The organism is Streptomyces sp. NPDC028635 (assembly GCF_040637635.1).
Classification (GTDB): Bacteria; Actinomycetota; Actinomycetes; order Streptomycetales; family Streptomycetaceae; genus Streptomyces.
The window spans coordinates 15,249-40,745 of sequence record NZ_JBEZWX010000030.1 but is presented as its reverse complement, the minus strand read 5'-3'; the positions used below and the strand labels follow the sequence as shown (position 1 = coordinate 40,745).

Sequence of the window (25,497 nt, the reverse complement as noted above, 5' to 3'; positions counted from 1 at the left end):
AACCAGGTGACATCACACGGGAGCAGGTGACAACACACCGGATCCTGTGACATCACACCGGACCAGGCCACACGGAACGCGAACCCAGGAGATCCTCATGTCCGAGACCACCGCCCCCGCCGGTTCCCTCACCACCGCAGCGACCGCCGACAGTGCGTCGACCTCGACGACTTCCATGACCTCCCCGACGGTCACGGCCAAGCGCGGTCGGTACGCCCGCATAGCGCTGCGCACCGTGCAGGTGCTGATCGCGCTGTTCTACGCCTTCGCCAGCGCGCTGCCCAAGCTGATCGCGCACCCCACGGCGGTGGAGTCGTTCGACCGGATCGGCTGGGGCAGCACGGGGATGTACGCCATCGGCCTGCTGGAGCTGGCAGGGGCCATAGCGCTGCTGGTCCCGGTGCTGCAGTCGGTCGCGGCGGTGTCCTTGAGCGCACTGATGGTGGGCGCGTTCATCGTCCAGTTGACCGTCTTCGACGGCCAGAACGCGGCCACCCCACTGATCCTGATCGTGCCGCTCGCCCTCATAGCCTGGGCCCGTCGCAGGCACACCGCCGAACTGGTGGCGCTGCTGCGACGCGGAGCGTGAGGCGGAGGCGGAGAGCCCCCCGTCACAGGGGCGGGGAGCCCGCCGTCACGGAGGCGGGGACCCCTCCGTCACCGGTGTCCGGACCCGCTTCCACCGGCGCCCGGCCCAGGGCCCGGGCCGCCCAGGCTCGGCAGGCCACGCAGGGCCCGCAGGCGTTCGAGCTCGCGGCGGTCGCGCTTGGTGGGGCGGCCGGCGCCGCGGTCGCGGATGCCGGCCGGGGCGACGGCCTCGCGGGGCGGGGGCGGCGGGCTGTTGTCGATGTAGCACTGGACGGCCACGGGCGCCCCGACCCGCTTGCGGATCAGGCGCTTGACGACAACGACACGCTCCCGGTTCTCGCTTCGCAGCCGGACCTCGTCGCCCACACGGACGTTGTAAGCGGGCTTCACGCGCTCGCCGTTCACCCGCACGTGGCCGCCCCGGCAGGCGGTGGCTCCGAGCGAGCGGGTCTTGATCAGACGTACGGCCCAGATCCAGCTGTCGATCCGGACGCTCTCCCCGGGAGCGGGCCCCGCAGCCTCGGCCGCGGCGATGGCGGCGGCGACCTTCGGATCGGCAGTCTCGGGCGCGGCGGCGGTCGCCGGGTCCGCGGTCTCCGGCGCGGCGGTGGTCTTCGGGTCCGCGGTCTCCCGCGTCGCGGCGGTGGCGCCCGCCGGGGGCACGGCAGCCGACGGATCCGCGTCCGGGCCCGTCGTGTCCGTGGTCTTGTGGTCCGCACCTTCAGCAACCATGTTCTCGACCTTAACTCGCCGCGCGGGGTGCGCCCCACGGGTTTCCGGCCCCGGCATACCGTGGTGCCATGACCCCCAGCGCATCCTCCGGCCTCACCGACCTGGACCAGCGGATCGCCGGCTGCCGGGCCTGCCCGCGGCTCGTCGCCTGGCGGGAGGAGGTGGCGCGAACCAAGCGGGCCGCGTTCGCCGACTGGACGTACTGGGGGCGGCCGGTGCCCGGGTTCGGGCCGGCCGATGCGCGGCTGCTGATCGTCGGGCTCGCGCCCGCCGCCCACGGGGGCAACCGGACCGGGAGGATGTTCACCGGGGACCGTTCCGGTGACGTGCTGTATCAGGCGCTGTACGACGTGGGGCTGGCCTCGCAGCCGACGGCGGTCAGCGCGGACGACGGACTGGAGCTGTACGGCGTGCGGGTCACCGCGCCGGTGCACTGCGCACCACCGGCGAACAAGCCGACGCCGCAGGAGCGGGACACCTGCCGGGCATGGCTGGTCCAAGAACTGACGTTGCTGCGGCCGACGCTGCGGGCGGTGGTGGTGCTCGGAGCGTTCGGCTGGCAGGCGGCACTGCCCGCGTTCGCCGAGGCCGGCTGGCCGGTGCCGCGCCCGCGACCGGCCTTCGGGCACGGCGCCAGGCTGACGCTTGAGAGCGGGACCGACGGGACCGACGGGGCAGAGGGGGCCGTGAGGGAGCCGCTCCAGCTCTTCGGCTGCTTCCACGTCAGCCAGCGCAACACCTTCACCGGGCGGCTCACCCCCGAGATGCTGCGGGATGTACTGAGCACGGCGGCGGAGGCGGCCGGGCTGCCGCACAGGGGGTGACCCAGGCCGTACCGCGGCCGACGGCAGGCGCCGCTCACCGCCCGACCCCGACCCCGACCGGGACCCGAACCTCCACACCCACAGCCACAGCCACACCCACCCCGACCCCCCTCCGAGCGTGACCATCGCATCGCCCCCATCCCTCGCCCGCTGGAGCGCACGTGCCGTCCGTTTCCGATCAGGCCTTCCTCGACCGCACCGCCGACCGTCTCGCCGCCCTGCCCGCCGTCCGCGCCGTCGCCCTCGGCGGCTCGCGAGCCCAGGGCACGCACCGGCCCGACAGCGACTGGGACCTGGCCGTCTACTACCGCGGCCGCTTCGACCCCGCCGACCTGCGCGCCCTCGGTTGGGAGGGCGAGGTGTCGGAGGTCGGCGGCTGGGGCGGCGGCGTCTTCAACGGCGGCGCTTGGCTGACCATCGACGGCCGCCGTGTCGATGTCCACTACCGCGACCTCGACGTCGTCGAGCATGAACTGGCCGAGGCGGAGCAGGGCCGCTTCCGCGTGGAGCCGCTCCTCTTCCACCTGGCCGGCATCCCCACCTACCTCGTCGTCGCCGAACTCGCGGTCAACCAGGTCTTGCGCGGCGCCATGCCCAGACCCGCCGCCTACCCGGAACGGCTCCGGCGCACGGCGCGCGAGCACTGGCTCGGCGCTGCCCGCTTCACGCTGGCCTACGCGCGGGACAACCACGCCCCGGCCGGACGTCTGACGGAGGTGGCCGGGGCCGTCGCCACCGCCGCCGTACAGGCGGGGCACGCGGTGATGGCGGCACGCGGCGAGTGGGTCACCAATGAGAAGCGGCTGCTGGAGCGGGCCGGCCTGCGCGCGGCCGACAGCCTGCTGGCCGGCCTCGAGGCGGAACCGGACCGGCTGGCCGCGGCCGTCGCGGATGCCGAGGAACTGCTCCTCAACGCCCCGCGCTGAACCGGTGGCTCCGCAACAGGGCCCCTGGCGGTGCACCTGTGACGCGACACCTCACCCTCCGCCCGAGCCGCCTGCCCCGCCGAGCCGCCCGATCCGCCCGACCCGGGCCCCGCCCCGGTGTGCGGCGGCCGCCCACCCTGCCCGCCCCGGCCCCGCCCCCCGACCAGCCCGCCCCGGTCTCGCCGCCCCGAACTGTCACGTGGGTGAAACACGACCGTCCCCTCCCCTCAAAGAACTCGATCTACGGTGGGACCACACCCACTCGGCCACCGTCGCCCGAAGGCCCACCCCGCCCTCGTCCGAACAGGAGCCCCGTGTTCCGCCGCGTCACGTTCACCCTTCCGCCCTGGCTCGCCCACGCCCTGCGCGCCCAGCGGGGGCCGGTGCCCTGGAGCGCGGTCACGCGGGGAGCGCTGGCGGCCGGGCCACTGCTGCTCGGGGCGCTCGCCGCCGGCCGTACGTCGCTCGGTGTCGTCGCCGCCCTCGCGGCCATGTTCGCCGGGATCAACGACCGCCCCGGCAGCCGGCGGGCCTCGGTCGAGCGGATCGGGGTGCCCGCGCTCGCAGGGGCCGCAGGGCTGGTCGTAGGGACGTACGCCGGGCAGTGCGCCGGACCGGTCCTGCTCACCGCCGTGCTGACCGTGCTCGGGCTGGTCGCCGGTGGGGCCAGTGCCGTCGGGCCGGTCGCGTCGGCGTCGGCGACGCAGTTGCTGGCCGCGGCGGCCGTCGGGGCCGGGATGCCGTTGCCGGAGAGCGGGTGGCTGCGGGCGCTCGGCTTCCTCGCCGGGGCCGGATGGCTGCTGGCGCTGCGGCTCGCGCTGCCCACGCCCGGATCCCGCACCGGCGACGCCCGGCCGGCCTTCCGGCTGAATCTCCGCCAGGACTTCCGGTTCGACGGGGAGCGGGACGCCGTCGCCGGTGTCTATGACGCGATCGCCGAACTGCTCGACGCGGTCGGCGGACCGCTCGCCCTCTCGCGGCGGGCCGCCCTCACGGCCGCCCTGGATCACGCCCAGGACTGCCTGTCCGGACCGCGGTTGCGGCGGTACGCCTCCTGCGCCGCGGAACGCCGGCTGCACGCGCAGTACGCCGCCGCCCTGCCGCTCGCCGAGGCAGCGACCGCGCTGGCCTGGGCCGGGGAGCCGGTCGGGGAGCGGGCCGGTGCGGGACCGCGAAGGCTCGCCGCCGCGGTGCGCGGCGACGCCGCCACCGGGCGGCTGCCCGCGCCGAGCCGGGCGGAGCCCGCACTGCGGGCGCTCGACGACGCGTTGCTGCGGGCCGCGGAGGTCTTCGACCGGGGACACGGCACCGCACTGCACGCGCGGCGGCGCACGGCACGGCAGCTGGCGCGGGCAGCCTTCGGCTCCGGCGGCCGCGAGTACGGGCTGCGGGTCGCGGTCTCCTTCGGCGCCGCGGCCGGTGTGGCGCAGGCGCTGCACCGCACGCACTGGTACGGGCAGCACAGCCACTGGTACTGGCTGCCCGCCACCGCGGTCTTCCTGGTCAAGCCCGACCTCGGGCCGCTGGCGTCGCGGGTGCTGTGCCGGGCTGCCGGGACCGTGCTCGGGGCCGTCGTCTTCGCCGCGTTCGCCGTCGTACTGCCCCGGCCGGCCGGACTGGTCCTGCTCGTCGGCCTGTGCGGCGCCCTCGTCCCCGTCGCCGCACGGCACTTCGCCGCGCAGACCGCCGTCGTCACCGTCCTGGTGCTCGCGCTGGTCATGGTGGGCGGTGAGCCGCAGGCCTCCCTGAGCCGGATCGGGGAAACGCTGCTCGCCTGCGCGATCGTGCTGGTCGTCGGCCATCTGCCGATGCCCGGGAAGCGGGGCGGCACGGTGCGCGACCGGCTTGCCGTGGCGGCCGGCGCCGCGGACGCCTACCTGATGCACGTCCTCACCGAACCCGGCTCCCGCACCGTCCGCTGGGCCCTGCGCCGGGAGGCCTACCGCGCTCTGGCCGAGGCGCGCACCGCCAGTGCGCTCGCCGCCGCCGAACTGCCCCCGCTGGCCCGGCACACCGCGGGCACCGGCGAGGTCGCCGCCGTCCTGGAACGCCTCGTCGACACCACCACCGCCTGCGCGGTCCACCTCGACGACACCGGAGCCCTCGGCGCGCGGCACGAGCGCCGGCTCACCGAACTCCTGGGCGAACTCGACGAACTGGGCGAACTCGACGAACTGGGCGAGCGCGACGCATTCGACCGGCGCGTGGTCGCGGCCTCGGCTCCGGAATTTTTCCTGCCGCACCGATGAGTTCCGCGCCGACCCTCGGTCACCTCCTGGGAACGGACCGTTGCACAGGAGGGCTCATGTCGCTTCCGGAGGTCGTCTCGCGCGAGCAGTGGCGCGCGGCGCGCGAGGAACTGCTGGTCAAGGAGAAGGCGGTCAGCCGCGCGCGCGACGCGCTGAGCGCGCAGCGGCGCCGGCTGCCGATGGTGGAGATCGACAAGGAGTACGTCTTCGAGGGCGGCGACGGCAAGGCGACCCTGCTCGACCTCTTCGAGGGACGCGACCAACTCGTCGTGCATCACTTCATGTTCGCGCCCGAGGGGGAGGGCGGCTGCCGCTCCTGCTCCGCATTTCTGGACCAAGTGGGGCAACTTGCTCATCTTCATGCGAGGGGGACGTCGTTCGCGGTGGTGTCCAGGGCGCCGTTCACCCGGATCCTGCCCTTCAAGGCGCGGATGGGGTGGACCGTGCCCTGGTACTCGTCGTACGAGACGGACTTCAACGAGGACTTCGAGGTGAGCGTGGAGCAGGATGACGGCTCGGTCGTCGAGCGGCCGGGGCTGAGCTGCTTCCTGCGGGAGCGCGAGCGGGTCTTCCACACCTACTCGACGCGCGAGTGCGGCCACGACGGTGACACCGGCACGGCGCATGGCTGCGGACTCGACGACATCGGGTCGACCGGCAGTCTGCTGGACCTCACCGCACTCGGCTGGCAGGAGGGAAGGGTGCCGGTGCGCTATCACGACGAGTACGAGGACTGACACGCTTCGTACCGGACGCGTGCGTTCCGTGCACGGAATCTCACGGTCCGCGGTGAACTTGTGTCACCTACGTCTCAGTCGGGTCACTGAGCGAGCCGTGAGGCCTCCCCAGGGCGTTAACTCCTACACGGACAACGCTTTGTGGAGGTGCGAGATGGTGAACGGGCGAACCGTGCTCGAACGCTTTCCCGCAGGTGGGCCGCGCGGATCGTGGCCGGCGGAAGAGTTCGCGCAGGCGCGGCGACAGGAAGGTCTGGCGGCTGAGGTTGTCATGGACCTCACGACAGACACGTTCCTCGTGATCATCCGGAGCGCGGACGCCGTGGAGTGACGACCGCGCCGCATGTCCCAGGTCAGCCCGCCGCCGTACTCCTCGGGGCGGGCACCGTCGTCTCACCGGTCCTCGCGGGCTGCCGTGCCGCCGTTCCCGGCACCTTCAGCGTGAACTGCTCCGCCTGAAGCGCGTACAGCTCCGCGTACACCCCGCCCTTGGCCAGCAGCTCCTCCGGGGTGCCGGACTCCACGAGACGGCCCTGGTCAAGGACGTGCACCAGGTCCGCGTGGCGCACCGACGCCAGCCGGTGCGTGATGAGGACGACCGTCTGCCCGGCGGCGGCCAGCGCGCGGATCTTGTCGAAGACCTCCACCTCGGCTCTGGCGTCCAGAGCAGCCGTCGGCTCGTCCACGATCAGGATGTGCCCGCGCCGGTAGGCGGCCCGGGCGATGCCGAGGCGCTGCCACTGTCCGCCGGACAGCTCGTGGCCGCCGGAGAAGTGCCTCGCCAGCAGCGTGTCCAGGCCGCGCGGCAGATCCGCGACGACGTCCTCGGCGCCGGCCTGGGTGATTGACGCGGCCAGCCGCTCCTCGGTCAGCGGGGCGGAGGAGCGCCCGATGGCCACGTTGACCCGGGCGGTGAACGGCCACCGTTTGAAGTCCTGCGCGACCATCGCCACCCGCTCGGCGAGCAGCCGCCGGTCGGCGCGGGCGGCGTCCACGTCGTCCCACAGGATCCGTCCGGCGTCCGGCCGGTACAGCCCCGCGAGCAGCTTGACCAGCGTCGTCTTGCCCGAGCCGTTCTCCCCGACCAGCGCGATGATCCGGCCGAGCGGGAGGTCGAGCGTGACGTCGTCCAGCGCGGGGCGGGCCGAGTCCCCGGGGTAGCGGAACGTGACGTTCTCGAAGCGGATCTCCCGCGGATCCTCCGGCAGGGGCACGCCGCCGACCGGAATGGCCCGCTCAGCCGCCTCGACGTACAACCGCTCCAGGTCGCCGACGAACAAGGCCTCCTCGTGCAGTTCGTTGATCTCCAGCACGAGCGTGTTCAGGCTGGTCGAGCCGCTGCGGATCGCGACCACCGCCGTGCCCGCCACCGACAGCGCCATCGCGCCGGTCAGCAGCAGCCCGCCGAGCGTGGCGTACGTCGCCACCGTCGCGAGCCCCGTCCAGGTCGCCGCGATCAGCCCGGTCCGTGCGGCGAGCCGGGCGAGACGGGCCTGCTCCGCCTCGGCCGTCTCCGACATCGCCCGGAAGTGGCGCAGCAGGAACGGACCCACGCCGTGCACCCGGATCTCCGGCGCGGCCTGCGGCTCGGTCAGCAGACCGCTGAGCAGGTGGCCGGCCCGGGCGTGCTGCACCCAGGTGTGGAACGACTCGTAGCGGCGCCGCGCGTTGGTCAGCGAGCTCCAGGCGCTCGGCAGGGTCATCGTGACCAGCAGCGGCAGCAGCGCCGGGTGCAGCACGGTCAGCACGCCGGCCGCCGCGACCAGCGAGATCACGGCGTTCACCACGCGCGTGCCGTACATGATCATCCTGCGGGCGGAGGAGGCGCCGTACTGGGCGGTGTCCAGCAGCTTGTGGAAGGCGTGGTCCTCGATCGCGGACAGCTCCACGTTCGCCGCCCGCTCCAGGTACAGCTCCGTGGCCACCCGCTCCACCTTGGGCTCCAGACGCCCGGTGGCGTACGTCGACGCCGCGCGCAGCAACGCCGAGACCAGCAGGACGGCGGACAGGGCGACCAGAGCCGGGGCCGCGCCGCGCAGACGTGCCTCCAGCGTGCCGTCGCCCAGCAGCCGGCTCAGCATGCTGTTGACCGCGAGCAGGCTGACCGCTTGGCCGAGGCCACGGCCGGACTCGGCGAGCAGCACCGTGCGGGTGGCCCCGGGGTCGGCCTGGCGGGCGAGGCGGAGGCTGGAGCCGAGCAGGGCGGGCAGCCGGGTGACCATCGCGCGCAGGTTCAGCTCCAGGAACGCGTCCACGTGCTGGTTCCAGCCCATGTCGTACCGCAGCGGCCCGCCGAACAGCAGCCGCTCCGACTCCGACACCTCGCGCTCGCCGGCGTCGTGCTTGTGCCCCACATGGCCTCCAAGGCTCCGGTCGGACGGCCACTATCCCGGGCGCGGCGGGAGCCGGGGGAGGGCGCAGAGCGGGGGCGGGGGTGCGGGCACGGGGGTGGCCGACGGGCGGGGTGCGCGGGCGCACGCGGGGCGCGTCGCCCGGGCCGCCGGGGACGGCTGCGCGGCACGGGTTCGTGCCTCGGTGGGGCGCCGAGGTGATGCACGTCGGGCGGACTAGGTGGGTCGTGTCGGTCAGGGGGCCGACGGTCAGGGTGAGCGGGCGCACGCGGGGCGGGGGAGAGGCGCGCGGGCGCGTGTTCGCCCCTGCGGCGAGCGCGTGGCTCCGCGAGGAGCCCGCGCAGGCGTCAGGCGTTGACCGGGCGGGACCAGCTCGGGACCGTGCCCGTCAGGCGGCAGACCGCCAGGTACAGCGGGATCGGCGGGGTGTACGGAACCGTGTCGTCCGGTCGGTGGATGAGGCCGGGGGCGTGCGGGGTGCCGGAGTCGGGCAGGATCGCGCCGGCGGCGTACTGCGCGGGGGCGGGCCATTCCACGGCGTAGTCCGAGTCGGACGGGACGATCCACCACCAGCGCGTCGCGTCGGCGTACACGCAGCCGACGCGCGGCAGACGGGGCAGGAGCAGGGGGCCGAAGCGGGCCGGGACGGCCACCGCGTCACAGCCGAGCGGGGCGGTCATGCCCTCCGGCACGGCGAGCCTGCGAGGGCCTGCGGGCGTGTGCAGACGGCGGGTGAGCTGGACGAGCGTGTTCATGGTCAGTACCGGGCCGCGGCCGGATCCGGCGCTCACGGCCTCCCCCTTCCACGGCCGCCCGGCTCGGCCGCGCTCCGGCCGTCCGGGGTGTGGTGCAGGTGCCCGTCGTCGGTCTTCCCGTCGTCGCCCTCGCCGTCGCCGCCCTCTCCGGAGTGCGTCGGGCCCGGCTTGGGGCGGCTGCCCCAGCCCAGGTCGTTGCGCGGCTCGCTGGGGATGCGCGGCGTGTCCGCCTGGCGCGGCACCTCGGCCCACACCAGCAGGCCGGGGCCGTGCTCCTGGGCGCCCCAGGCCCGGCACATGGCGTCGACCAGCAGCAGGCCCCGCCCGTGTTCGGCCTCGCCCCGCTGGGGGGCCGGGTGGGGATCGCCGGGCGCGCAGCCCTCGTCGCGTACGGCTATGCGCACGGTGTCGTCATGGTCGTGCAGCTCGCACACCACGCGGCTGCTCGCCGTGTGCACGATGGCGTTGGTGACCAGCTCGGATATGACCAGCGCCGCGGTGTCACAGGCGTCCTCGCCCACCGACCAGCCGGTGAGCCGCGCCCGCGTCAGGCGTCTGGCCCGCGCCGCGGAACCCGGGTGCGCGGCCAGCTCGAACCGGAACCGGCGCTCGGCAGCGTTCCTCAAGGGGTTCGCTCCCGCGGCGGCACCGAGACCGATCGCGTCTGCGGCGGCGTCTGTTCCTAAGGGCGCGGACGGAATCACGCTTGCCACTATCGCCCCGCCGAGAACACTTGGCAAGAGTCACTCTGAAAAATGCAGAGTGCGATGTGCTGCCTGCACAGGTCATGGCACACTGCTCGCGTCAGCACCTCGCGCGGCGCCAGTTCGGATCGCCGGAGGTCCGCCCGGACCTTCGAATGGATCTTCGAATGGCGCCGCAGGGCTGTCGGCATGCTTTCGTCGGGTGAGTCGCTTCCTGGAGGTGGAGCGTGAGCGAACCGCGGTCCGCGCCGACCGTGGGACAGGTGGTCCTCGGCCGGCGCCTGATGGACCTGCGGGAACGCGCCGGGCTCAAGCGCGAGGAAGCCGCCCGCGTCCTCCGCGTCGCCCCCGCCACCATCCGTCGTATGGAGACGGCCGAGGTCGCGCTGAAGATCCCGTACCTCCAGCTGCTGCTGAAGGCGTACGGCGTCGAGGACGACGAGGCCGACGCCTTTGTGCAACTCGCCGAGGACGCCAACCGGCCCGGCTGGTGGCAGCGCTTCCACGACATCCTGCCCGGCTGGTTCTCCCTGCACGTCAGCCTGGAGGGCGCGGCGTCGCTGATCCGCCAGTACGAGCCGCACTTCGTGCCCGGGCTGCTGCAGACCGAGGACTACGCGCGCGGCGTGCTGCGCTCGGGCGCCATCGGCCAGACCCGGCCGGAGGACATCGAGCGGCACGTCGCCCTGCGCATGCAACGCCAGCACCTGCTCACCCGGGAGGACGCCCCCCGGCTGTGGGTCGTCATGGACGAAACCGTCCTGCGCCGTCCGGTCGGCGGTCCGGAGGTGATGCGCGCCCAGATCGACAAGTTGCTCGAGGCCACGAAGCTGCCCCGGGTGACGCTGCAGGTCACCGAGTTCTCCGCCGGCCCGCACCCCGGCACGTACGGGCCGTTCGTGCTCTTCCGATTCGCCATGCCGGAACTCCCGGACATGGTCTACAGCGAGTACCTGACCGGCGCGGTCTATCTCGACGCGCGCCCCGAGGTGGCCGCTCATCTCGAGGTCATGGACCGCATGGCGGCACATGCCGCGACGGCACATCGCACGAAGGAGATCCTGCAGGATCTCCGCAAGGAGCTGTGAATGGATCACACCACGTCCCCGTCCCGGCCGCGGGTCCGCGCCGAGGGGATCTACAACGGCATGCCCGCCCGGGAGCTGGGCAGCGAGGGCTGGCACAAGCCGTGGAGCGGCGGCAACGGAGGCAACTGCCTGGAGGCGATGAAGCTCGCCGACGGACGGATCGCGGTCCGCCAGTCCACCGACCCCGACGGGCCGGCCCTGATCTACACCTCCGCCGAGATGACCGCGTTCATCGAGGGAGCGAAGGCGGGGGTGGCGGACTTCCTGCTGTCCTGAACCGACCTGTTGCTTTTTCTTCGCCTTTCCTGATCCTGCTGATCCTGGTGCGCGCTTGAACACCGACTGCTTCCCCCGCCCCGCCGCAAGTGGACGATGTCCTGCCCGCTCACGCGGTCAGAGGCCGGTCGTACGGGCCGATCGGTGACGTGAGGCGCGTACTGCCCGTGAGATGCCGGTCGACCGCGGCCGCCACCGCCCGGCCCTCCGCGATCGCCCACACGATCAGGGACTGGCCGCGCGCCGCGTCCCCGGCGGCGAACACACCGGGGACGTTCGTCGCGAAGCCCGCGTCCCGGGCGATCGTGCCCCGCGCGTCCACCGCCACACCGAGCTGGTCGATCAGGCCGTCGTGCCGGTCCGGACCCGTGAAGCCGAGCGCGAGCAGGACGAGGTCGGCGGGCAGGGTCCGGTCGGTCCCGGGCAGCGGGCGACGGTGCGTGTCCACCTCCACCAGGTGCAGGCATCGCACGTGGCCCCGCGCGTCCCCGGTGAAGCGCAGCGTCGACGCCGCGAACAGCCGCGCGTCCGCGTCCGCCGCGGGCGCCGTCCGCAGGTCACGGGCCTCTTCATGCGCGGCGGACAGGCGGTAGATCTTCGGGTACGTCGGCCACGGCTCGGTGTCCTCGTCGCGCTCGGCGCCGGGCCGGCCGTAGATGTCCAGCTGGGTGACGGACGCGGCGCCCTCCCGCACCGCCGTGCCCAGGCAGTCCGCGCCCGTGTCCCCGCCGCCGACGATCACGACGTGCCGGCCGGCGGCCGACAGCGGTGAACTCCCCAGATCGCCCTCGCACACACGATTGGCCAGAGGGAGGTACTCCATCGCCTGGTGGATCCCGGTCAACTCCCGCCCCGGCACGTCGAGTTCCCGCCACGCCGTGGCCCCGGTGGCGACCACGACCGCGTCGTAGCGCGATCGCAGGTCGTCGGCGCCCACGTCCCGCCCGACGACCGTCGAGGTGCGGAACTTCGTGCCCTCCGCCCGCATCTGCTCCAGCCGCCGCTCCAGATGGCGCTTCTCCATCTTGAACGCGGGGATGCCGTACCGCATCAGCCCGCCGAGCCGGTCGTCCCGCTCGTACACGGCGACGGTGTGTCCGGCGCGGGTGAGCTGCTGGGCCGCGGCTAGTCCGGTGGGGCCGGAGCCGATCACGGCCACCGTCCTGCCGGACAGCCGCTCGGGCGGCCGGGGCGGCGCGAACCCCTCCTCCCACGCCCGGTCCGCGATGGCACACTCGACGTTCTTGATCGTCACCGCGGGCTGGTCGATGGCCAGCACGCAGCCCGCCTCACACGGCGCCGGGCACAGCCGGCCGGTGAACTCGGGAAAGTTGTTCGTCGCGTGCAGCCGGTCGCTCGCCGCCCGCCAGTCCTCCCGGGAGACCAGGTCGTTCCACTCCGGGATGAGATTGCCGAGCGGGCAGGCGTGGTGGCAGAACGGAACACCGCAGTCCATGCACCGGTCCGCCTGCTTGCTGATGATCGGCAACAGCGCCCCGGGGACGTACACCTCGTCCCAGTCCCGCACCCGCTCCCCGACCGGCCGGCGCGGCCAGTCCTGGCGGGGGGTCGTCATGAATCCCTTGGGATCGGCCATGGCCGTCTTCCTCGCGTCGCGTGCGACAGGCCGTGCGCCGCCGGGCGGCACATCCTGCGGCCACGATACGTCCGGGCCGGCAGGCCCGCAGGGCGGCGAACCGCCCCTGCGACGGAGGGGGCGGGAGCGCGTGCGCAGGCGGTACGGTCATCCGTCCGTGCGCGGGGCTCAGAGAAGCGCCAGCACGTACGCCAGGGCCGACGCCGCCGAGGCCATCGTCCGGACGTGGTTCCAGCGGGTCCACTCGCGCAGGTACGACGGCCAGTACGCGGCCGCCTCCGGGCTGTCCGCGCCGTGCCGCATCAGCGCGTCGTTGCGCGGCACGTTCGCCGCCGCCGTCACGCCGAACGCCCCCAACAGATACGACGCACTGCCGATCAGGAGTTCCACGGCGCCCTCCCGTGGCCACAGCACGAAGGTGACGACCGCGAGCACCACGCTCACCAGCGTCGCCCCGAGGAACACCACCATGAACGCCGGTGTCAGGGCCGCCCGGTTGATCGCGTTCATCGTGGCGGCACCCTGCGCGGGCGGCAGGGCGGCGAGCCCGCGCATCACGAGCACGGAGAAGGCGCAGAAGATGCCGGCCACCAGTGCCGTCGCCAGCACGCCCACCACCGTCAGCACCAGGTACGGTCCCTCGATCATGGCTCCCCCAACTCCCGTCACGCCGCGGCGAAGTCGTAGATGATGTCCGGGCGAACGCCCGCCGTCGCCCCCAGTCAAGCCGCACGACCGAGGGACGCCCATGGCCGAGCCGCGCGGACCCATGCGAGGGCGTCCAGGAAGCGGGGGCGGAGGGTGCCTGGTTTCACCCCGCGGACGGCAGCTCCCCGTGCCGCCATCGCGCGAGCACCGCCTCCAGAAGCGGTGCGATCCGCCGTCGTGCCTCGTGGCGCGGAATCCCGCTCATCAGCAGCCGGTCGTACGGCGTGTCCAGATGCCGCACGGCCGCCCGCACCGCCGCGATCACCGCGTCCTCCGACAGCGCCCGTCCCGCCGCGCTGCGCCCCACCCGCCCGCTGCCGCGCAGCGAGGCATGCGCGGCGATGGCCCGTGCCCGCTCGTCGGGGCAACCGGGGAACAGCCGCCGGATCTCCGCCGCGAACGCCGCCGTGAACCGTGAGTCCTCCGCCGCCCGCCTGCGAGCGTCCCGCGCCCGGCGCCGCCGCCGTGCCTCGGCGTCCGCGAGGCAGCGCTCCTCGGCCCGGGCCAGCGCCGCCTCCTCCACCAGGACGCCCTGCCGCTCGTAACGCGCCTTGCGCCGGTTGAACCGCACGACCACCGCCGACAGGCTGCTCTCCTCCCGCGACCGACGGGTCAGCGCGGTGTCCCCACGCGGCAGGAACACCAGGTGTCCCAGGTCGGCGCAGTCCAGGCAGCGCGGTACACCGCTCTCCAGGAGGAGCATCGGCAACGGACCGCGCCGGCACGCCGCGCACCGCTTGTGCCGCAACGGCTGGACGACGACGAGGCCGGGCCCGGTCGGGGGAGTCGCGGAAGACATATCCCGTTCATGCCCACCACCGGGCGCGGCGCCACCCGCCCCGCGGCCCCGGATGCACCTGCCGGGCGAGCCCGACGCCCGTGCCGCGCGGCGGGCGTGAGGAGCCCTGCCCTCCCGCGCGGGCGTCCGCCCGGGGCGCCGCGCAGCGGTCGCGGCGGGTGTCGCATCATGGGCCCTGTGCGACTCGAAGCGATCACCTGGGACCGGCTCGCCGACCGGCTCGCGGAGCGGCTGCTCGACCTGACCCCCGCCGACGGCGGCTCTTGGCCGCGGATCGCCTTCGACGGCGCCCCCGCCGCCCGCCCGGGTGACCTCGCCGAGCGTGTGAGCCAGGCGCTGCGGGTCCGTGGCCGCCCCTCGCTCGTCGTCGGCACCGAGGGCTTCCTGCGCCCCGCGTCCGTGCGCCTGGAATACGGACGGCAGGACCTTCAGGCCTACTACGACGGCTGGTTCGACACCGGGGCTCTGTGGCGCGAGGTCTTCGGGCCGCTCGAACCCGGCGGCGACGGACGCGTCCTGCCCGACCTGTGGGACCCGGTGGCCGACCGCGCCACCCGCAGCCCCTACGTCCAACTCCCGCCCGGTGCGGTGCTGTTGGTGCACGGTCCCCTCCTCCTTCGGCACTGGTTCCCCTTCGACCTGACCGTCCATGTCCTCCTCTCCCCGGGAGCGCTGCGCCGCCGGACCGCCGAGGCCGAGCACTGGACGCTCCCCGCCTTCGAGCGCTACGCGGAGGAGTCCGACCCGGCCGGCACCGCCGACGTCCTGGTACGCGCCGACGACCCGCGACACCCCGCGTGGGGCGGGTGAACGAACGCCGAACCGGAGCCGGACGGAGCGTGCCGGACGGGGCCTGCGGCGGCCGGGGGCCAGGCGGGACGGCGAAGGTGCGGTGTGCGGCGGGCGCGGAGAGAATGGACGACGCCGGAACCGCGGTGCGCCCCGTGCCGCGCCGGCCGTCCGGCTCAGGGAGGTACTCCATGACCACTGCCGGAGACATCATGCACCGCGGTGCCCAGTGGATCCCCGCCCATGAAACCCTCGACCGCGCCGCCCAGCTGATGCGCGAACTGAACGTCGGTGCCCTGCCCATCAGTGACGACAACGAGCGGCTGTGCGGCATCCTCACCGACCGCGACATCGTCGTCGGTTGTGTGGCCATGGGCCACGACCCCGCCCGCGTCACGGCGGGTGACCTCGCCAAGGGCACCCCCCGCTGGATCGACGCGAACGCCGACATCAGCGAGGTCCTGCGCGAGATGCAGCAGCACCGCATCCGCCGGCTCCCGGTCATCGACAACAAGCGGCTGGTCGGCATGATCAGCGAGGCCGACCTCGTCCGGCACCTTTCCGAGGGGCAGATCGCGTCCTGGGCCGAACGCGTCTACGCCCGCGGATGAGCTGAGCGGTACCGGCCGTCACCGGCCGGGATGCGTCGGTTCGTCCTCGTCCACCGCGAGCCGTCGCGGCCGCCGTCACAGCCAGCCGTTGCGCCGGAAGCCCCGGTACAGCGCCAGGCAGGCGACGGATATCACCCCGATGACCAGTCCGTAACCGAACCTCCAGTGCAGCTCCGGCATGTCGTCGAAGTTCATGCCGTACACGCCGCATACCATCGTCGGTACGGCGATCACCGCGGCCCATGCCGTGATCTTGCGCATGTCCTCGTTCTGCGCGACGGTGACCTGCGCGAGGTGCGCCTGAAGAATCGAGTTCAGCAGTTCGTCGAAGGCGGCGATCTGCTCGGTGGCGCGCAGCAGATGGTCGGAGACGTCCCGGAAGTAGGCCTGTATCTCCGGCTCGATGACCCGCATCGGCCGGTCCGCGAGCTCCCCCAGCGGCCGGCCGAGCGGCACCACGGCCCGCTTGAGCTCCAGCAGCTCCCGTTTGAGCTGGTAGATGCGCCCCGGATCGACACGGGCGCCGGTCTCCGCGAACACTTCCGTCTCCACCTGGTCGATGTCCGACTGCACCGAGTCGATGACGCCGAGGTAGTCGTCGACGACATGGTCCGCTATCGCGTGCAGCACCGCGGACGGCCCCTTGGCGAGCTGCTGCCGGTCGGCCTCCAGCCCCTCGCGCACCGGACCCAGCGAGCCGTGCCGGCCGTGCCGCACCGTGATGACGAAGTCCTGGCCGACGAACGCCATGATCTCCCCGGTGTCGACCACCTCGCTGGTCGCCGTGAGCTCCTCGTGCTCGACATAGCAGACCGTCTTGAACACGGCGAAGAGCACCTCGCCGTACCGCTCGACCTTCGGGCGCTGATGAGCCTCGATCGCGTCCTCCACCGCCAGCGGGTGCAGGTCGAACAACTCGGCGATGCCCGCGAACTCCTGGTCTGTCGGCTCGTGCAGACCGAGCCAGACGAATCCGTCCCCGTTCTTGCGCACCTTCCGCACGGCCTCCACCAGATCCCCGGCGGCCGGAGCGCGCACACCGCCGTGGTACGTCACGCAGTTGACCACCGAGGAACCGAGCGGGGAGCGTGCCGGATGACTGAGGTCCACCTTCGGCCGCCGCCGGGCCAGCCGTGCCACTCCGCGCAACCCGCCGACCCGGTCCAGCCCTGTGACCTTCCGCAGATTCCCAGTCATCGACATACGAAGCTCCTCGTGTGGCTCTCCCCGCGCCGCAGCGCCGCGCCCCTTTCCGGCGCGAGGACCGCGCCGGAGCCGCCAGTCTGCCAGTCCGGCGCGAGGGGCGGACGGGCCTGTGGGAGGCCGGTATTCCGCTTGGTTCCCGCCTGTGGACGGCCGGCTGCACGGGCGCGCGCCCGGCACCCTGAGCGTCGACCGCTCCCCGAGAGCCGGACAACTGGGATGATCACGGCATGACGCGACCCGACGACGGCTACCTCCTCGACAACCGGCAGAGCGAGGCGGCGGAGCGCTTCGACGCCTTCGCCGATCTCTTCGACCCCGTCACGTTCCGGCATCTGGAGCACCTTGGCATCGGGCTCGGCCGGCGCTGCTGGGAGGTCGGCGCCGGCGGCACCTCCGTGGTCTCCTGGCTGGCCAAGAAGGTCGGCCCGACCGGCACGGTCGTCGCGACGGACATCGACACCACCCGGCTCGCCGCGGCGGCCCGGCCCCCGGTGGAGGTGCGCGTCCACGACGTGGGGGCCGACGAACCGCCGGGGGACGGCTTCGACCTCGTCCACGCCCGTCTCGTCCTCGTTCATGTCCCGGACCGTGAGCGCGCGTTGGCATCCATGGTGCGGGCCCTGCGCCCCGGCGGCCGGCTCCTGATCGAGGACGCCGACCCCGCCCTGCAACCCCTGCTCTGCCCCGACGAGTCCGGCCCGGAACAGCAACTGGCCAACCGCCTGCGCCAGGGCTTCCGCGCCCTGCTGGCCGACCGCGGCGCCGACCTGTCCTACGGCCGTAAGCTTCCGCGCCTGCTGCGTGAAGCGGGTCTGCGGCAGGTCGAGGCGGACGCCTACTTCCCGCTCACCTCGCCCGCCTGCTCCGCCCTGGAGGCCGCCACCGTCCGCCAGATCCGCTCCCGGCTGGTCGAGGCCGGACTAGCCACGGACGAGGACATCGACCGCCACCTCGACAACGTGGCCTCCGGGAGCATGGACCTGGCGACGGCTCCGATGATCTCCGCATGGGGGCGCAAGGCGTAGCGCTGCCCCGGGGCGCGCCTGAGCCCGCGTCAGGTGGGCCTTCCGGGCCGGCCACCCACCCGGGTCACCGCGAGCGCGCCCGCCCGGCAGCCCTCTTCCGCCGCGTCCCGCGGGGCGGCACCGGAGAGCAGAGCGGCCAGGAAACCACCGGTGAAGGCGTCCCCGGCGCCGGTGGTGTCCCGGGCCTCGGCCGGGAACGCCGGGACCCGGGCGCACACGGCGCCCGCCCTGGCCACCAGGGCGCCCTCGACGCCCGACGTGGCCACCACGAGAGGGACATGGCGGCTGAGCTCGGCCGCCGCGTCGGCCGCGTCGGGCAGCCCGGTGAGCAGGCATGCCTCGTCGCGGCTGGGCAACAGGACGTCGATCCCGTCCACCAGCGCCAGGAACCGCTCCACGCCCAGCGCCCGCAGGAACCCGGCCGACGCCGGATCCACGCTGACCGGCACACCTCGCGCGCGTGCCGCGGCGAGAGCGGTCGCCACGAGCCCGCGGCTCGGCTCGGAGAACAGCAGGTAGCCCGACAGGTGCAGCCACGCCACACCGTCCAGCAGGGTGTCCGACCAGTCGCCGCTGTCCAGCCGCAGGGAGGCGCCGCTGTCGGTGAGGAAGGTCCGTTCGGCCGCGGCCGTCGTGTCGACCAGGCAGATCACCGTCCCGGTCGGTGCCTCCGGATCGACGACCAGCCGCGGTCGCACCCCGCACGCCTGGAGCTCCCGGGTGTGCCACTCCGCCGTGTCCGCCCCGACGCGGCCGAGCAGCCGCACGTCGTGCCCTCCCCGACAGGCCGCCCAGCAGGCCACGTTGGCACCGGCGCCGCCGGGCACGATCCGGATCGCGGCGGCCGTGTCGGTGCCCCGGGCCGGCGCCCTGCTGTGCCGGGCGACGACGTCCGTCACCACATCACCCACGACCAGCAGCCCACCCCGCCCAGCCTGCCCGCGGCTGCCGCGATCCGGTCCGCCCGCCCCTGCCGGGCCCGTCCCGCCCACGCCTCCGGGTGTCGGGCGCGTCCCGCTCACGCCTTCGTGCGCCGGACCTGCCGCGCTCGCACCTTCATCCGTCCGGTCCGCCGCGCTCGCGCCTTCCCCCGTCCGGCCTGCCGCGCTCGCGCCTTCGCCCGGCCGGCCTGCCGTGCTCACGCCTTCGCCTGCCCGCCCCGTCTCGTTCACGCCCCCGTCCACGCCGCCGCGATGCGCGCCGCCAGTCGTACGTTGCCGCGCACCGCCGCGAGGTTGGCGCTCAGCGAGGCGCCCTCGGTGTGCCGCACCAAGTAGTCGAGCAGGAACGGTGTGACCGCCTGCCCGGTCACGCCCTCCGCCTCACACGCCCGCAGCGCCTCGGCCAGCACACGCGCGTGCAGCTGCGGATCCAGTTGCTCCGCCTCGGGCACCGGGTTGGCGACGATCAGCGCGGACTCCTGCGCACCGAGCGCGTCCTGCGCCCGCATCACGGCGGCCACCTGCTCGGGCGTGTCCAGCCGCCAGTCCACGGGATGGCCGGAGTCGGACAGATAGAAGCCGGGAAAGCGGTCCGTGCCGTACCCGGCCACCGCCACGCCCAGCGTCTCCAGCCGTTGCAGCGTCGCCGGCACGTCCAGGACCGACTTCACGCCCGCGCAGACCACGGTGATCCGCGTGCGGGCCAGCAGCCCCAGATCGGCGGACTCGTCCTGGGTGACGGTCCACTGGCGGTGCACGCCACCGAGCCCACCCGTGGCGAAGACCCGCAGACCGGCCAGCGCCGCGAGCCGGGCGGTCGCCGACACCGTGGTCGCCCCGCTCGTCCCGGACGCCACGGCGAGCGGCAGGTCGCGCTGGCCCAGCTTGCGGATGCCGTCCTCGTTCGCGACGCGCTCCAGCTGCGCCTTGTCCAGGCCGACGAGCGGAGTGCCGTCCAGCACGGCGATCGTCGCCGGCACCGCGCCTTCCTGCCGTACGGCGGCCTCCAGCTCCAGCGCCACCCGCAGGTTGCGCGGCCGTGGCAGCCCGTGCGCGATGATCGTGGATTCCAGCGCCACCACCGGCCGCCCCGCGGCGAGCGCCTCCCGCACCTCTTCGGACACCACCAGCACGGCTGAGCCTCCTGTCTGTCGGTCCTGCCTCATCTCTGGCGGGCGACGGCCACGGTCAAACCCTTGCGGGGGCCCACGACGACGATCAACCTGGACGCATGACGGACAACTCGCCACGTCTTGACCATGTCGTCCTATGGGTGCGCGACCCGGTCGCCTCCGCCGGCTTCTACGAGAAGGCGGTCGGCCTCGCACCGGTCCGGCTCGCCGAGTTCTCCGACGGCCGGGCGCCCTTTCCCTCCGTGCGGGTCAACGACGAGACGATCATCGACCTGATGCCGCTGAGCACGGCCCGGCGGATGACGGTGCTGCCCGGCGCCGCTGACAGCGCGGGTCACCCGGTCAACCACATCTGCCTGTCGCTGACCGGGGACGCATTCGACGCCCTGCGCCTACGCCTCCAGGAGGGCGCCGTCCCGGTCTCCGACCTCGCCCACGACTCCTTCGGTGCCCGCGGAGCGGCCCGCCGCAGCTTCTACTTCCGCGACCCCGACGGAAACGTCTTCGAGGCCCGGCACTACGACTGAGCGGTCACCCTCTGCCCCGGCGGTCCGCCCCTCAGAACAGCGGCTCGGGCAGCACTCCCTCCAAAGCGAGCAGCTTGCGCTTGGTCTCCAGCCCGCCTCCGAACCCGCCGATCCCGCCGTCGCTCTCCACCACCCGGTGGCAGGGCACGACGACGGGCAGCGGATTGGACCCCATCGCCACCCCGACCGCCTGGGCCGCGCCCGGCTGGCCGACCCGGCGGGCAAGGTCGCCGTACCCCACAACCGTGCCGTAGGGCACTCCCTCGGCCAGCTCGCGCAGCACCTGCCGGTTGAATCCGGAGATCAGCGACCAGTCCAGGGGCAGCGCGAAGTTGCGTCTCGCACCGGAGAAGTACTCCTCGACCTGGCGTATCGCCTCGGTCAGCAGCGGTGAGCCGGGCGCCTCGACGGGCTCGGCGCCCAGCCGGTCCGCGAGCCGCTCCAGGGCCCGCCGGCGGACCGTCTCCCTCGCGTGGAACACGACGCTGACCAGGCCCTCGCCCGTCGCCGCGAGCAGCAGCGGGCCGATGCCGGTGTCCACGACGGCCCACACGACCCGCTGCTCGTCACCCCCATGGCTGTTCATGCGACCACCGTACGACCCACCACTGACAACGCCCCCGGAGCGGACCCGGCCGGCCCGGGCCCGCCTATCCCTCGAGTGCCGTGCGCACCACGTCGGGCTTGTTGGAGATGATGCCGTCCACGCCGTACCCGGCGGCCTTGTGCGCGCCGGCCGCGTCGTCGACGGTCCAGGTGGAGACCTCCAGCGGCTTGCCGTGCGCGCCGACGAGGGCGTGGACGGCGTCGACGTAGGAGGTGGAGATGGAGCTGAACGTCGGGTTGATCTCGTCGACGAAGCCCGCGTAGCCCGGCAGGTCCACCACGTTCGGGGTGCCGAGGAAGCCGGTCTTCACCGCAGGCTTCAGCTGGTGCACCGTGCGCACGCTGTCCGCGCTGAAACTCTGGATCACCAGGCGGTGCGCGACGTGCGGTGCGTCGAGCCAGCCCTCGTTGGCCAGCACCTTGAGCGTCTGCCGCTCGATGCCCGGGTAGAGCTCCGGGTTCTTCAGCTCCAGCAGGAGACGCTCGTGGTTGTGCTCGACCCGGCGCATGTACTGAGCCAGTGTCGGCACGCGCGTGCCCGCGAACTCGGGGCCGAACCAGCTGCCCGCGTCCAGACGGGCGATCTCGGCGGCGGTGAAGTCCTTCACCTTCCAGGGCGCGCGGTCGGGGTAGAGCTCCTCGACGTTGGTGGTGCGCTTGAGGCTGTCGTCGTGGATGACGACGAGCTTGCCGTCCTTGGTGCGCTGGACGTCGTTCTCCACCCACTGGAAGCCGAGCGCGGCCGCCTTGTCGATGGCGGGCAGGGTGTTCTCGGGGGCGTAGGCCGAGGCGCCGCGGTGCGCGATGACCACGGGGGGCTCGCTGACGACGGCATGGGTGCCGGGTGCGGTGAACAGAAGGATGGCGCTGGCCAGGAGCGCGGTGGTCGTGGCGGCAAGTGCGCGCGCGTGCATGCGGACTCCTCGCGTCGGACGATCACAGACAACGATCACAGACAGCTCAACTCTGACAGCAGAGCGTCAGCGACGGGGGAGCGCAGAATGGCCACAGATTGACTGGAGTTGCCCAAGTCCGCTCACTGCGGGCGCACATCTGAGGCAAGGGCGTGTTTCTTTGCCGGAAAATCGTTCGACCATTCCGGTGGGAGTCATACTCTCTGCCTCGACCCTGGCCGCCGGTGCGTGCCCGGGAGGGGGTGCATTTCAACAGATTCCCGGGCGGAACAGGGCGGAAGGGCAGCCGCGCATGCAGGGCACGGTCGACGGATTCAGCTACGGACTCGTCACACCGGTGGTGGCCTACCTCATGGCCTGCCTCGGTGGCGCCCTCGGCCTGCGCTGCACCACCCGCGCGCTGCTCCACTCCCACTCGTGGCGCCCGGGCTGGCTCGCTCTCGGCTCGGCGGCGATCGGCTCCGGCATCTGGACGATGCACTTCGTGGCGATGATGGGCTTCACCATCGACCAGGCCCCGATCCACTACGACAAACCCACGACCTACGCGAGCCTCGGCGTCGCCGTCGTCATGGTCGGCGTCGGGATCTTCATCGTGGGCTACCGGGGCGCCACCGGGACGGCGCTGTTCACCGGCGGCACCATCACCGGCCTCGGCATCGCCTCCATGCACTACCTGGGCATGGCCGGCCTGCGATTCGACGGGCGACTGGAGTACAACACCGTCACCGTCGCCGCCTCCGTCGCCATAGGCATGGCCGCCGCCACCGCCGCCCTGTGGGCCGCCGGGCAGGTCCGGGGCTTCCTGTGGAGCGTGGGCGCCAGCCTCGTCATGGGCCTCGCCGTCAGCGGCATGCACTACACCGGCATGGCCGCTGTCAGCGTCCACCTCCACGGCACCGGTGCCCCCGGCGAGGGCGACTCGCCCGCGACCCTGCTCGCCCCGATGCTGATCGGGCCGCTCACCTTCCTCTGCCTGGCCGCGGCCGTGGTGATCTTCGACCCGCACATGGTCGCGGGCCGGCTCTCCCGGCCCGGCACCGGGCCGCAGCCCGGGGTCCCCGCCCACAACGGCGCCCACCGGCCCGTGCGCCGAGCGCCTCTGCGCCCCGGCCGTGACCTGGGACGACGCCGCTCGCGGGCCCCGCAGAACCGCTGAGCCGGACCCCGTTGTCAGTGGTGGGTCGTACGGTTGATGTCATGCGGCCCGTTTCCCACATCGAACGCACGGTGGCGCCCATCGAGGTCGTCAGCCCCTACCAGCCCAACGGCGACCAGCCGACGGCCATCGCCGACCTGGCGCGGCGCATCCAGGCCGGCGAGAAGGACGTCGTCCTGCTGGGCGCGACCGGCACCGGCAAGTCCGCCACCACCGCGTGGATGATCGAGAAGCTCCAGCGCCCCACCCTGGTGATGGCGCCGAACAAGACGCTGGCCGCGCAGCTGGCGAACGAGTTCCGCGAGCTCCTGCCGAACAACGCGGTCGAGTACTTCGTCTCGTACTACGACTACTACCAGCCCGAGGCGTACGTCCCCCAGTCGGACACGTACATCGAGAAGGACTCCTCGATCAACGAGGAGGTCGAGCGGCTGCGGCACTCCGCGACCAACTCGCTGCTCACCCGGCGCGACGTCGTCGTGGTCGCCTCCGTCTCCTGCATCTACGGCCTGGGTACACCCCAGGAGTACGTGGACCGGATGGTCCCGCTGAAGGTCGGCGAGGAGATCGACCGCGACGAGCTGCTGCGCCGCTTCGTCGACATCCAGTACACGCGCAACGACATGGCCTTCAGCCGCGGCACCTTCCGGGTCCGCGGCGACACCATCGAGATCTTCCCGGTCTACGAGGAGCTGGCCGTCCGCATCGAGATGTTCGGTGACGAGATCGAGGCGCTCACCACCCTGCACCCGATCACCGGCGAGATCATCAGCGACGAGCAGCAGCTGTACGTCTTCCCCGCCTCCCACTACGTCGCCGGCCCCGAGCGCATGGAGCGCGCGATCAAGGGCATCGAGACCGAGCTGGACGAGCGCCTGGCCGAGCTGCGCAAGCAGGGCAAGCTCCTGGAGGAGCAGCGGCTGCGCATGCGCACCACCTACGACCTGGAGATGCTCCGCCAGATCGGCACCTGCTCCGGCGTCGAGAACTACTCGATGCACTTCGACGGCCGTGCCCCCGGCACCCCGCCGAACACGCTGCTCGACTACTTCCCGGAAGACTTCCTCCTGGTCATCGACGAGTCGCACGTCACCGTCCCGCAGATCGGTGCCATGTACGAGGGCGACGCCTCCCGCAAGCGCACCCTCGTCGAGCACGGGTTCCGGCTGCCCTCCGCTCTGGACAACCGCCCGCTGAAGTGGGAGGAGTTCCAGCAGCGCATCGGGCAAACCGTCTACCTGTCGGCCACCCCGGGAACGTACGAGCTGTCCCGCTCCAAGGGCGTGGTCGAGCAGATCATCCGCCCGACCGGTCTGATCGACCCCGAGGTCGTCGTCAAGCCCACGGAGGGCCAGATCGACGACCTGGTGCACGAGATCCGCAAGCGGGTCGACAAGGACGAGCGCGTCCTGGTCACCACGCTCACCAAGAAGATGGCCGAGGACCTCACGGACTACTTCCTGGAGCTCGGCATCCAGGTGCGCTATCTCCACAGCGACGTCGACACCCTGCGCCGCGTCGAGCTGCTGCGCGAACTGCGCGCCGGCGAGTTCGACGTCCTGGTCGGCATCAACCTGCTGCGTGAGGGACTGGACCTGCCCGAGGTCTCCCTGGTGGCGATCCTCGACGCCGACAAGGAGGGCTTCCTGCGCTCGGGCACCTCGCTGATCCAGACCATCGGTCGCGCCGCGCGCAACGTCTCCGGCGAGGTCCACATGTACGCCGACAAGATCACCCCGGCGATGGAGAAGGCCATCGAGGAGACCAATCGCCGCCGGGAGAAGCAGGTCGCCTACAACAAGGCGAACGGCATCGACCCGCAGCCGTTGCGCAAGAAGATCAACGACATCGTCGCGCAGATCGCCCGCGAGGACGTCGACACCGAGCAGTTGCTCGGCACCGGCTACCGGGCGAAGAAGGACGGCCGCGGCACCAAGGCCCCCGTCCCGTCCCTCGGCGCGCACACGGCCAAGGCGGCCAAGAGCACCAAGGCCACCAAGACCGCCAAGGGCAAGGCCAAGGAGACCGTGCCCACCGACCAGCCGGCCACCGAGCTGGCCGGGCAGATCGAGGAGCTCACGGAGCGGATGCGCGCCGCCGCGGCGGACCTGCAGTTCGAGATCGCGGCCCGGCTGCGCGACGAGGTCTCCGAGATGAAGAAGGAGCTGCGCCAGATGAGGGAAGCGGGCCTGGCCTGACGGCCGCGGTCACCCCTGCCACCCGGACCCCGGTGCGCACGCACTGTGTTGCAA

At 72.9% G+C, this 25,497-nt stretch carries 26 protein-coding genes; 14 read left to right on the top strand and 12 right to left on the bottom strand.

Annotated features, from left to right (window positions below; all coding sequences use genetic code 11):
- Nucleotides 1-97 precede the first annotated feature (97 nt).
- A complete protein-coding gene (locus tag AB0E88_RS26595) occupies nt 98-589 on the top strand; it encodes a DoxX family protein (RefSeq protein ID WP_361635260.1) in 492 nt (163 codons plus the stop codon).
- 68 nt (nt 590-657) lie between these two features.
- Here the strand turns inward: AB0E88_RS26595 and AB0E88_RS26590 are convergent, their stop codons facing one another.
- Nucleotides 658-1,320, bottom strand: coding sequence for an RNA-binding S4 domain-containing protein (locus tag AB0E88_RS26590; RefSeq protein ID WP_361635258.1), 663 nt, complete (start codon nt 1,318-1,320; stop codon nt 658-660).
- Between the two features lie 68 nt (nt 1,321-1,388).
- Between AB0E88_RS26590 and AB0E88_RS26585 the strand changes: the two genes are divergently transcribed.
- The 5 genes from AB0E88_RS26585 to AB0E88_RS26565 all read left to right on the top strand — a co-directional run bounded on the left by AB0E88_RS26585 (nt 1,389) and on the right by AB0E88_RS26565 (nt 6,387).
- On the top strand, nt 1,389-2,144 hold the full coding sequence (locus AB0E88_RS26585) for a uracil-DNA glycosylase (RefSeq protein WP_361635255.1): 756 nt from the start codon (nt 1,389-1,391) through the stop codon (nt 2,142-2,144).
- A gap of 161 nt (nt 2,145-2,305) precedes the next feature.
- Nucleotides 2,306-3,070 (top strand): nucleotidyltransferase domain-containing protein, encoded by a 765-nt coding sequence (locus tag AB0E88_RS26580; RefSeq protein ID WP_361635252.1) that lies wholly within the window; start codon nt 2,306-2,308, stop codon nt 3,068-3,070.
- A gap of 314 nt (nt 3,071-3,384) precedes the next feature.
- A complete protein-coding gene (locus tag AB0E88_RS26575) occupies nt 3,385-5,319 on the top strand; it encodes an FUSC family protein (RefSeq protein WP_361635249.1) in 1,935 nt (644 codons plus the stop codon).
- A 56-nt stretch (nt 5,320-5,375) separates the two neighbouring features.
- A complete protein-coding gene (locus AB0E88_RS26570) occupies nt 5,376-6,056 on the top strand; it encodes a DUF899 domain-containing protein (protein ID WP_361635247.1) in 681 nt (226 codons plus the stop codon).
- Between the two features lie 154 nt (nt 6,057-6,210).
- Nucleotides 6,211-6,387: a hypothetical protein gene (locus AB0E88_RS26565; RefSeq protein ID WP_361635244.1), complete on the top strand. Its 177-nt coding sequence runs from the start codon at nt 6,211-6,213 to the stop codon at nt 6,385-6,387.
- Nucleotides 6,388-6,409: 22 nt separating this feature from the next.
- On the opposite strand, the gene AB0E88_RS26560 is transcribed toward AB0E88_RS26565, so the two are convergent.
- The 3 genes from AB0E88_RS26560 to AB0E88_RS26550 all read right to left on the bottom strand — a co-directional run bounded on the left by AB0E88_RS26560 (nt 6,410) and on the right by AB0E88_RS26550 (nt 9,875).
- Nucleotides 6,410-8,329 (bottom strand): ABC transporter ATP-binding protein, encoded by a 1,920-nt coding sequence (locus AB0E88_RS26560; RefSeq protein WP_361635347.1) that lies wholly within the window; start codon nt 8,327-8,329, stop codon nt 6,410-6,412.
- Nucleotides 8,330-8,754: 425 nt separating this feature from the next.
- The gene (locus AB0E88_RS26555; protein ID WP_361635241.1) at nt 8,755-9,198 is read right to left on the bottom strand and encodes a hypothetical protein; all 444 of its coding nucleotides are present in this window, start codon (nt 9,196-9,198) and stop codon (nt 8,755-8,757) included.
- Nucleotides 9,195-9,875: an ATP-binding protein gene (locus AB0E88_RS26550; RefSeq protein ID WP_361635238.1), complete on the bottom strand. Its 681-nt coding sequence runs from the start codon at nt 9,873-9,875 to the stop codon at nt 9,195-9,197. The genes AB0E88_RS26555 and AB0E88_RS26550 overlap by 4 nt, the downstream gene beginning before the upstream one ends.
- Before the next feature lie 218 nt (nt 9,876-10,093).
- Here AB0E88_RS26550 and AB0E88_RS26545 point away from each other — a divergent pair, with 218 nt between their 5' ends.
- Both AB0E88_RS26545 and AB0E88_RS26540 read left to right on the top strand, forming a co-directional pair.
- The gene (locus AB0E88_RS26545; protein ID WP_361635235.1) at nt 10,094-10,954 is read left to right on the top strand and encodes a helix-turn-helix transcriptional regulator; all 861 of its coding nucleotides are present in this window, start codon (nt 10,094-10,096) and stop codon (nt 10,952-10,954) included.
- A complete protein-coding gene (locus AB0E88_RS26540) occupies nt 10,955-11,230 on the top strand; it encodes a DUF397 domain-containing protein (protein WP_361635232.1) in 276 nt (91 codons plus the stop codon).
- Between the two features lie 109 nt (nt 11,231-11,339).
- Here the strand turns inward: AB0E88_RS26540 and AB0E88_RS26535 are convergent, their stop codons facing one another.
- From AB0E88_RS26535 to AB0E88_RS26525, 3 genes are all read right to left on the bottom strand, one after another.
- On the bottom strand, nt 11,340-12,827 hold the full coding sequence (locus AB0E88_RS26535) for a glutamate synthase subunit beta (protein WP_361635229.1): 1,488 nt from the start codon (nt 12,825-12,827) through the stop codon (nt 11,340-11,342).
- Between the two features lie 168 nt (nt 12,828-12,995).
- Nucleotides 12,996-13,475 (bottom strand): anthrone oxygenase family protein, encoded by a 480-nt coding sequence (locus AB0E88_RS26530; protein WP_361635226.1) that lies wholly within the window; start codon nt 13,473-13,475, stop codon nt 12,996-12,998.
- Between the two features lie 163 nt (nt 13,476-13,638).
- Nucleotides 13,639-14,334 (bottom strand): DUF2293 domain-containing protein, encoded by a 696-nt coding sequence (locus AB0E88_RS26525; RefSeq protein WP_361635223.1) that lies wholly within the window; start codon nt 14,332-14,334, stop codon nt 13,639-13,641.
- 177 nt (nt 14,335-14,511) lie between these two features.
- Between AB0E88_RS26525 and AB0E88_RS26520 the strand changes: the two genes are divergently transcribed.
- Nucleotides 14,512-15,144, top strand: coding sequence for a uridine kinase (locus AB0E88_RS26520; protein ID WP_361635220.1), 633 nt, complete (start codon nt 14,512-14,514; stop codon nt 15,142-15,144).
- A gap of 170 nt (nt 15,145-15,314) precedes the next feature.
- The gene (locus AB0E88_RS26515) at nt 15,315-15,734 is read left to right on the top strand and encodes a CBS domain-containing protein (RefSeq protein WP_361635217.1); all 420 of its coding nucleotides are present in this window, start codon (nt 15,315-15,317) and stop codon (nt 15,732-15,734) included.
- Nucleotides 15,735-15,809: 75 nt separating this feature from the next.
- Here AB0E88_RS26515 and AB0E88_RS26510 read toward each other — a convergent pair whose 3' ends face one another.
- Nucleotides 15,810-16,937, bottom strand: coding sequence for a magnesium and cobalt transport protein CorA (locus AB0E88_RS26510; protein WP_361635215.1), 1,128 nt, complete (start codon nt 16,935-16,937; stop codon nt 15,810-15,812).
- Between the two features lie 230 nt (nt 16,938-17,167).
- Here AB0E88_RS26510 and AB0E88_RS26505 point away from each other — a divergent pair, with 230 nt between their 5' ends.
- Nucleotides 17,168-17,965 carry a methyltransferase domain-containing protein gene (locus AB0E88_RS26505; protein ID WP_361635212.1) on the top strand — a complete coding sequence of 266 codons (798 nt, stop codon included), beginning with the start codon at nt 17,168-17,170 and terminating at the stop codon, nt 17,963-17,965.
- Nucleotides 17,966-17,994: 29 nt separating this feature from the next.
- Here the strand turns inward: AB0E88_RS26505 and AB0E88_RS26500 are convergent, their stop codons facing one another.
- Both AB0E88_RS26500 and AB0E88_RS26495 read right to left on the bottom strand, forming a co-directional pair.
- The gene (locus AB0E88_RS26500; protein WP_361635344.1) at nt 17,995-18,885 is read right to left on the bottom strand and encodes a sugar kinase; all 891 of its coding nucleotides are present in this window, start codon (nt 18,883-18,885) and stop codon (nt 17,995-17,997) included.
- A 248-nt stretch (nt 18,886-19,133) separates the two neighbouring features.
- Entirely contained in the window at nt 19,134-20,039 is a 906-nt protein-coding gene (locus AB0E88_RS26495; RefSeq protein ID WP_361635210.1) for a pseudouridine-5'-phosphate glycosidase, read from the bottom strand.
- Nucleotides 20,040-20,137: 98 nt separating this feature from the next.
- On the opposite strand from AB0E88_RS26495, the gene AB0E88_RS26490 reads away from it, so the two are divergent.
- Nucleotides 20,138-20,566 carry a VOC family protein gene (locus AB0E88_RS26490; RefSeq protein WP_361635207.1) on the top strand — a complete coding sequence of 143 codons (429 nt, stop codon included), beginning with the start codon at nt 20,138-20,140 and terminating at the stop codon, nt 20,564-20,566.
- Between the two features lie 31 nt (nt 20,567-20,597).
- On the opposite strand, the gene AB0E88_RS26485 is transcribed toward AB0E88_RS26490, so the two are convergent.
- Together AB0E88_RS26485 and AB0E88_RS26480 are read right to left on the bottom strand one after the other, a co-directional pair.
- The gene (locus tag AB0E88_RS26485) at nt 20,598-21,152 is read right to left on the bottom strand and encodes a methylated-DNA--[protein]-cysteine S-methyltransferase (RefSeq protein ID WP_361635204.1); all 555 of its coding nucleotides are present in this window, start codon (nt 21,150-21,152) and stop codon (nt 20,598-20,600) included.
- A 64-nt stretch (nt 21,153-21,216) separates the two neighbouring features.
- Nucleotides 21,217-22,086, bottom strand: a complete 870-nt coding sequence (locus AB0E88_RS26480) for a glycerophosphodiester phosphodiesterase family protein (protein ID WP_361635202.1) — start codon at nt 22,084-22,086, stop codon at nt 21,217-21,219.
- 292 nt (nt 22,087-22,378) lie between these two features.
- Between AB0E88_RS26480 and AB0E88_RS26475 the strand changes: the two genes are divergently transcribed.
- On the top strand, nt 22,379-23,245 hold the full coding sequence (locus AB0E88_RS26475; protein ID WP_361635200.1) for an MHYT domain-containing protein: 867 nt from the start codon (nt 22,379-22,381) through the stop codon (nt 23,243-23,245).
- 41 nt (nt 23,246-23,286) lie between these two features.
- Nucleotides 23,287-25,443 (top strand): excinuclease ABC subunit UvrB, encoded by a 2,157-nt coding sequence (uvrB, locus tag AB0E88_RS26470; protein ID WP_361635197.1) that lies wholly within the window; start codon nt 23,287-23,289, stop codon nt 25,441-25,443.
- Nucleotides 25,444-25,497: the final 54 nt, after the last annotated feature.

What these genes read in the sequence shown, in the direction of transcription:
- AB0E88_RS26595 (WP_361635260.1), top strand. Translation starts at nt 98, where the DNA reads ATGTCCGAGACCACCGCCCCCGCCGGTTCCCTCACCACCGCAGCGACC.
- AB0E88_RS26590 (WP_361635258.1), bottom strand. Translation starts at nt 1,320, where the DNA reads ATGGTTGCTGAAGGTGCGGACCACAAGACCACGGACACGACGGGCCCG.
- AB0E88_RS26585 (WP_361635255.1), top strand. Translation starts at nt 1,389, where the DNA reads ATGACCCCCAGCGCATCCTCCGGCCTCACCGACCTGGACCAGCGGATC.
- AB0E88_RS26570 (WP_361635247.1), top strand. Translation starts at nt 5,376, where the DNA reads ATGTCGCTTCCGGAGGTCGTCTCGCGCGAGCAGTGGCGCGCGGCGCGC.
- AB0E88_RS26565 (WP_361635244.1), top strand. Translation starts at nt 6,211, where the DNA reads ATGGTGAACGGGCGAACCGTGCTCGAACGCTTTCCCGCAGGTGGGCCG.
- AB0E88_RS26560 (WP_361635347.1), bottom strand. Translation starts at nt 8,329, where the DNA reads ATGGGCTGGAACCAGCACGTGGACGCGTTCCTGGAGCTGAACCTGCGC.
- AB0E88_RS26540 (WP_361635232.1), top strand. Translation starts at nt 10,955, where the DNA reads ATGGATCACACCACGTCCCCGTCCCGGCCGCGGGTCCGCGCCGAGGGG.
- AB0E88_RS26535 (WP_361635229.1), bottom strand. Translation starts at nt 12,827, where the DNA reads ATGGCCGATCCCAAGGGATTCATGACGACCCCCCGCCAGGACTGGCCG.
- AB0E88_RS26530 (WP_361635226.1), bottom strand. Translation starts at nt 13,475, where the DNA reads ATGATCGAGGGACCGTACCTGGTGCTGACGGTGGTGGGCGTGCTGGCG.
- AB0E88_RS26525 (WP_361635223.1), bottom strand. Translation starts at nt 14,334, where the DNA reads ATGTCTTCCGCGACTCCCCCGACCGGGCCCGGCCTCGTCGTCGTCCAG.
- AB0E88_RS26515 (WP_361635217.1), top strand. Translation starts at nt 15,315, where the DNA reads ATGACCACTGCCGGAGACATCATGCACCGCGGTGCCCAGTGGATCCCC.
- AB0E88_RS26510 (WP_361635215.1), bottom strand. Translation starts at nt 16,937, where the DNA reads ATGTCGATGACTGGGAATCTGCGGAAGGTCACAGGGCTGGACCGGGTC.
- AB0E88_RS26505 (WP_361635212.1), top strand. Translation starts at nt 17,168, where the DNA reads ATGACGCGACCCGACGACGGCTACCTCCTCGACAACCGGCAGAGCGAG.
- AB0E88_RS26490 (WP_361635207.1), top strand. Translation starts at nt 20,138, where the DNA reads ATGACGGACAACTCGCCACGTCTTGACCATGTCGTCCTATGGGTGCGC.
- AB0E88_RS26485 (WP_361635204.1), bottom strand. Translation starts at nt 21,152, where the DNA reads ATGAACAGCCATGGGGGTGACGAGCAGCGGGTCGTGTGGGCCGTCGTG.
- AB0E88_RS26480 (WP_361635202.1), bottom strand. Translation starts at nt 22,086, where the DNA reads ATGCACGCGCGCGCACTTGCCGCCACGACCACCGCGCTCCTGGCCAGC.
- AB0E88_RS26475 (WP_361635200.1), top strand. Translation starts at nt 22,379, where the DNA reads ATGCAGGGCACGGTCGACGGATTCAGCTACGGACTCGTCACACCGGTG.
- uvrB (WP_361635197.1), top strand. Translation starts at nt 23,287, where the DNA reads ATGCGGCCCGTTTCCCACATCGAACGCACGGTGGCGCCCATCGAGGTC.